Annotated in this window: 5 protein-coding genes; 4 read left to right on the top strand and 1 reads right to left on the bottom strand. The window is 59.4% G+C overall.

Annotation, left to right across the window (positions count from 1 at the left end):
• Positions 1-46 precede the first annotated feature (46 nt).
• A complete protein-coding gene (locus tag GY937_26375) occupies positions 47-511 on the bottom strand; it encodes a hypothetical protein (protein ID MCP5060242.1) in 465 nt (154 codons plus the stop codon).
• A gap of 257 nt (positions 512-768) precedes the next feature.
• On the opposite strand from GY937_26375, the gene GY937_26380 reads away from it, so the two are divergent.
• Genes GY937_26380 through GY937_26395 form a run of 4 tightly spaced genes read left to right on the top strand, consistent with a single transcriptional unit; the run spans position 769 to position 4115 of the window.
• Complete coding sequence (locus GY937_26380) at positions 769-1215, top strand: hypothetical protein (protein ID MCP5060243.1); 447 nt, start codon at positions 769-771, stop codon at positions 1213-1215.
• Positions 1212-2669 (top strand): helix-turn-helix transcriptional regulator, encoded by a 1458-nt coding sequence (locus GY937_26385; GenBank protein ID MCP5060244.1) that lies wholly within the window; start codon positions 1212-1214, stop codon positions 2667-2669. Before GY937_26380 ends, GY937_26385 begins: the two co-directional genes overlap by 4 nt.
• Positions 2666-3259 (top strand): DUF4186 family protein, encoded by a 594-nt coding sequence (locus GY937_26390; protein MCP5060245.1) that lies wholly within the window; start codon positions 2666-2668, stop codon positions 3257-3259. The genes GY937_26385 and GY937_26390 overlap by 4 nt, the downstream gene beginning before the upstream one ends.
• Before the next feature lie 10 nt (positions 3260-3269).
• Positions 3270-4115 (top strand): hypothetical protein, encoded by an 846-nt coding sequence (locus tag GY937_26395; protein ID MCP5060246.1) that lies wholly within the window; start codon positions 3270-3272, stop codon positions 4113-4115.
• Positions 4116-4223 lie beyond the last annotated feature (108 nt).

The raw sequence follows: 4223 nt of genomic DNA on the forward strand, positions 1-4223 counted from the left end.
CTAGAACGGGTCTTCAGCGAGGCCTTCATTCCGGACGAGCCGCGGCTCAGCTCGTCGCGTCGCCCGTGAACACGGCCAGCTTCAGCACGTATTCGCCGATATGCAGACGGCCGTCTTCGCCGACTCCGCCGAGCGCCTTCTTTGCCTTCTGGCGCTCGTACTCGGAGCGGCCGATGGCGTTGACGTTGTTGTAGACGTCGAGGGCGGCGGTCACGAGACGTAGATCCTGACGGCCCGGGATCTCCTCGACGGCCTTCGTCGTCAGGGTGGCCGAGAGGAATTCCGGTGCGACCGGTGCACCTTCGGTCGCGTGCTCCTCTTCTCGCACCTGCTCGGTCAGGTAGACCGGCGCCGTGTGACGGGCGACGTCCAGGCCTAGCAGCGCAGCGCATTGGAATTGGTCCGCGTAGTTGTAGGCGCCGTAGAGCAGCGTCAGCAGCCCCCAGACGATGTAGCTGGACTCCCGGGTGTAATGGGTCTTGGCCAGGTTGCCGAGGCTGAATGGGTTCACCCAATGTCGATGAACCCACGGTATCCCCTGGGGGAACGAACAATGTAGCCTTTGGCAAAGGTGGGCCCTTATGAAACCTCTATCCACTCGGAAGGGGGTCCAGGGGCCCATTGCCGCTCAACTGCACTTTCCCCCGAGCAGTTCCAAGTAATGAGCCTCTGAGACTGCTAGAAGCCGCAGAGCCATTTCAGCGGACCGTCGGCTCATGTTCGGGTCACACCTTGACGATGAATAGAGACAACGATATTGTTGTCTCTATTGTGATTCCCGACTTTGACGAAAACGGTCTGCTCCCGCCCGGCATCCACGCATGCTCTTGGCGGGAGGTCGAGCATCGGTACGGGTCGAATCGCCACCGTCGCGAGCTCTTGGCTGGATTGAAAGCTGCGTTGCTTGCATTGAAAAGAGCGGGCTGCGGCCGAGTCTACGTCGATGGGAGTTTCGTGACGGACAAGAACGTGCCCGAGGACTTTGACGGCTGTTGGGACCCGATGGGAGTCGACCCGAACAAGCTCGACCCCGTCCTCCTCAATTTCGACAACCAGCGGGCTCAGCAGAAGGCGAAGTACCGAGGGGAAATGTTTGTTGCGAGCGAGAACGCCGTGCCGCGACACCGAAAGAGGTTCCTCGACTTCTTTCAGCAGACACGCGAGGGCGAACCGAAGGGGATTCTCTCCTTGAACCTGACGCAGGAGTTCTCATGATCAAGAACGAACGCGAATACAAGATCACGCGCTCCCAGGCCGATCAGTTCGAAAAGGCTCTGGCAGACCTCGCTGGGAAGCAGCCCGCGCACGGAGTGCATTCCAAGTTCCTTGAGATCGAAGCGGCAGCGTTGCGTAGCCAGCTAAGTGACCTGCGCGAAGAAATCGCGGAGTACGAATCTCTCAAGGCAGGGGAGCGAAGTTCTCTTCCGATTGAGGCCATCGCGGAGTTCCCAAGGGCACTGATCCAAGCGCGTATCGCGATGGGCATGAGCCAAGAAGAGCTGGCTGCCGGGCTCGGACTCTCCAAGCAAGTCATTCAGCGATATGAGGTAACAAACTACGCTGGTGCGAACGTGGCTCGATTGGACGAGATTGCATCGGCGCTCGGGGTGACCGTTCACGGAGAAGCGATACTCGCGAAACGCGTCGCGAGCATTCGAGATGTCTTCAAGCGGCTCGAAAGTGTGGGGCTCAACCGCAACTTCGTGCTGGATCGGTTGCTCCCCTCCGCTCTGACGGCTGAATTGGAGGAAGAAGAAGGAGAGCCGACCCGCTCGCTTGTACTTCGAGCGGTCGGGATCATTGCGCGGGTGTTTGATTGGCCGGCCTCTACACTCCTCGGCGACCAGCCCCTGACCTACTCATCGGTTGCTCTCGGTTCAGGCCGATTCAAGCTTCCCAAGAACGCGAGTGAGCGAAAGACGCACGCCTATGCGGCCTATGCCCATCGGCTGGCCGCGATCACGCTCAAGGCCACTGCGCACCTTGAGCCGAGTCCGATCCCCAACGATCCGAAAGTCGTGCGGACTGCTGTGCTCGAGGCACACGGAGCCCTGAGCTTTGAGTCGGTTCTCCGATGGGTTTGGAGCCTCGGTGTCCCCGTCCTCCCACTTCGCGACTCGGTCGCTTTCTATGGTGCTTGCTGGAGAGAGTCTGGACGCAACGTCATCGTGCTGGAGCAGAACACATCGTATCTCGCTCGATGGCTGAGTGACTTGTTGCACGAGCTTTACCACGCTTCGGTCGCGCCGGATCTGCCTGAACGGAGCATCGTCGATCTGAATCCGCTCGATCGCCGAGAGGACGACGAGGAAGACTTTGCCAACGATTTTTCCTCGGATGTCGCGCTCGACAATCGAGCCGATGAACTGGCTCATATGTGCGTTGCGGATGCCAAGGGAAACGAACGATTTTTGAAGCGCTCCGTCGTCGCGGTTGCTCAGCGGGAATCCGTACCAGCAGACTCGCTCGCGAACTATCTCGCCTACCGCCTCTCCTCGCAGAAAGGAAAACGCGACTGGTGGGGAACAGCTGCCGCGCTGCAGGAGACCGAGCCCAATCCCTGGTCGATCGCGCGAAATGTGTTCTTCGAAAACGCTCGTTTTGACAGGTTGTCCGACCTCGAGCGCGAACTGCTGTCACGAAGCCTAACGGAGGTGGAAGTGCAATGAGTCCGAAGAAACCGAAGGAGCTTGATGAACTCAAGGTGACTTGTGAGTCTGTCGATTGCGAGAACGGACTCCACTGCTTCCGCCAAGCGAAGCGGAAGGCAAAGGCGCATGGACCGTGTCGTGCGTGCGGTGCCGCCTTGGTCGATTGGGATCGCATTCATACGAGAGATCTTCTTGATGTTGACCATACTTTCGAGGCTCTTCGTTTCGAGAGAATCCGGCACTACGCCTGGCATCTCAAGTTCAGCCAACACGCTGTCAACTACGCAAGGCGTGCGGGATACAAAGGGATTGAGGGCCGTGTGCGCAAGCGAATTCGGAGCGCTATCGGCAAGGCCCAGCCGTTTCGCGATGGTGCGCAGACTCCGTTGGGCGGGAAGAACCCGATTTACTACGCGCAACATGCAACGGCTACCTGCTGCCGGCGGTGTCTCGAATACTGGCATGCGATTCCGCAAGGGAACGACCTCACCCATGACCAAATCGAGTACGCAGCTGAACTCGTCGTGAACTATCTCCGCCTCAGACTCCCCGATCTGACCGACCACGGGGAGAGCGTTCCGCCGATCCGCCGCGGTGCCCGCACCTAGAGTAAGTGCAATGAATGCCGTTGACTCGGACAGGCTGGCAGAGAAGTATCGTGCGGCAGCACTGCGCGCGTATGATCGCCGACTGCTGATTGCGGACCTTACCGGCACTGCCCAGGAATCCGACCTCTCGGAACCCGCCAACTGCGAAGGGCTGGGCCGAGTCAGGCACTTCCGCAGGTCAAGCACTGCCGGTTGGGTACCGAACCCGCTCCCGATTGCGCCGGCCTCAAAGGCGCTCGGCCTTTCCTCGGTTGCGGAACTCCGCGCGGAGGTGTTCCAGCTCGCCGCGTGCAATTGGCGGTGCTGGTATTGCTACGTGCCCTTTTCGCTCCTCGGCGCAAACCCGCGCCACGCCTCATGGCGTTCGGCAGATGAGCTGGTTGGCTACTATGGCGCCCTCGCGGATCCGCCGCCGATGATTGATCTCTCAGGCGGCCAGCCCGATTTGACACCCGAATGGGTGCTCTGGACGATGGATGCGCTCGAAGAACGTGGCTTGGAACATCGGGTCTACTTATGGAGTGACGACAATCTAAGCAACGACTACTTCTGGAGGTTTCTTTCCGATCGAGATCGTGAGCGGATCGCGTCTTATCAGATGTACGGCCGCGTCTGCTGTTTCAAGGGCATCGACGCGCCTGCGTTCGCGTTCAATACGCAAGCCGACGAAGCGTTGTTCGGCAGGCAGTTCGACCTGTTCGCGCGGCTGCTCGACCTAGGCGTTGACCTTTTTGCCTACGTTACGTTGACAGTTTCGTCTCTCGACAAACTGGAGACGCGGGTGGAGCGATTCGTGGACCGACTCCAAGCCATAGATGAGAACCTGGGGATGTCCCAGAACCGGTTGATTTTCTGAGAGTTTGAGAGCGGCGGCTCCTTCACCCTCCGTGTATTACGGAGGGGGTCACTACACCAAGAAGGAACCGCCACCATGACCAAGCATGCCAAGAAGTCCGATCATCTC

The sequence above is a fragment of the bacterium genome (genome assembly GCA_024228115.1).
In the GTDB taxonomy this organism is placed as follows: Bacteria; Myxococcota_A; UBA9160; order UBA9160; family UBA6930.

Bases quoted from the DNA above. Each gene is read 5' to 3' on its own strand.
- GY937_26385 (MCP5060244.1), top strand. From the start codon at position 1,212: ATGATCAAGAACGAACGCGAATACAAGATCACGCGCTCCCAGGCCGAT.
- GY937_26390 (MCP5060245.1), top strand. From the start codon at position 2,666: ATGAGTCCGAAGAAACCGAAGGAGCTTGATGAACTCAAGGTGACTTGT.
- GY937_26395 (MCP5060246.1), top strand. From the start codon at position 3,270: ATGAATGCCGTTGACTCGGACAGGCTGGCAGAGAAGTATCGTGCGGCA.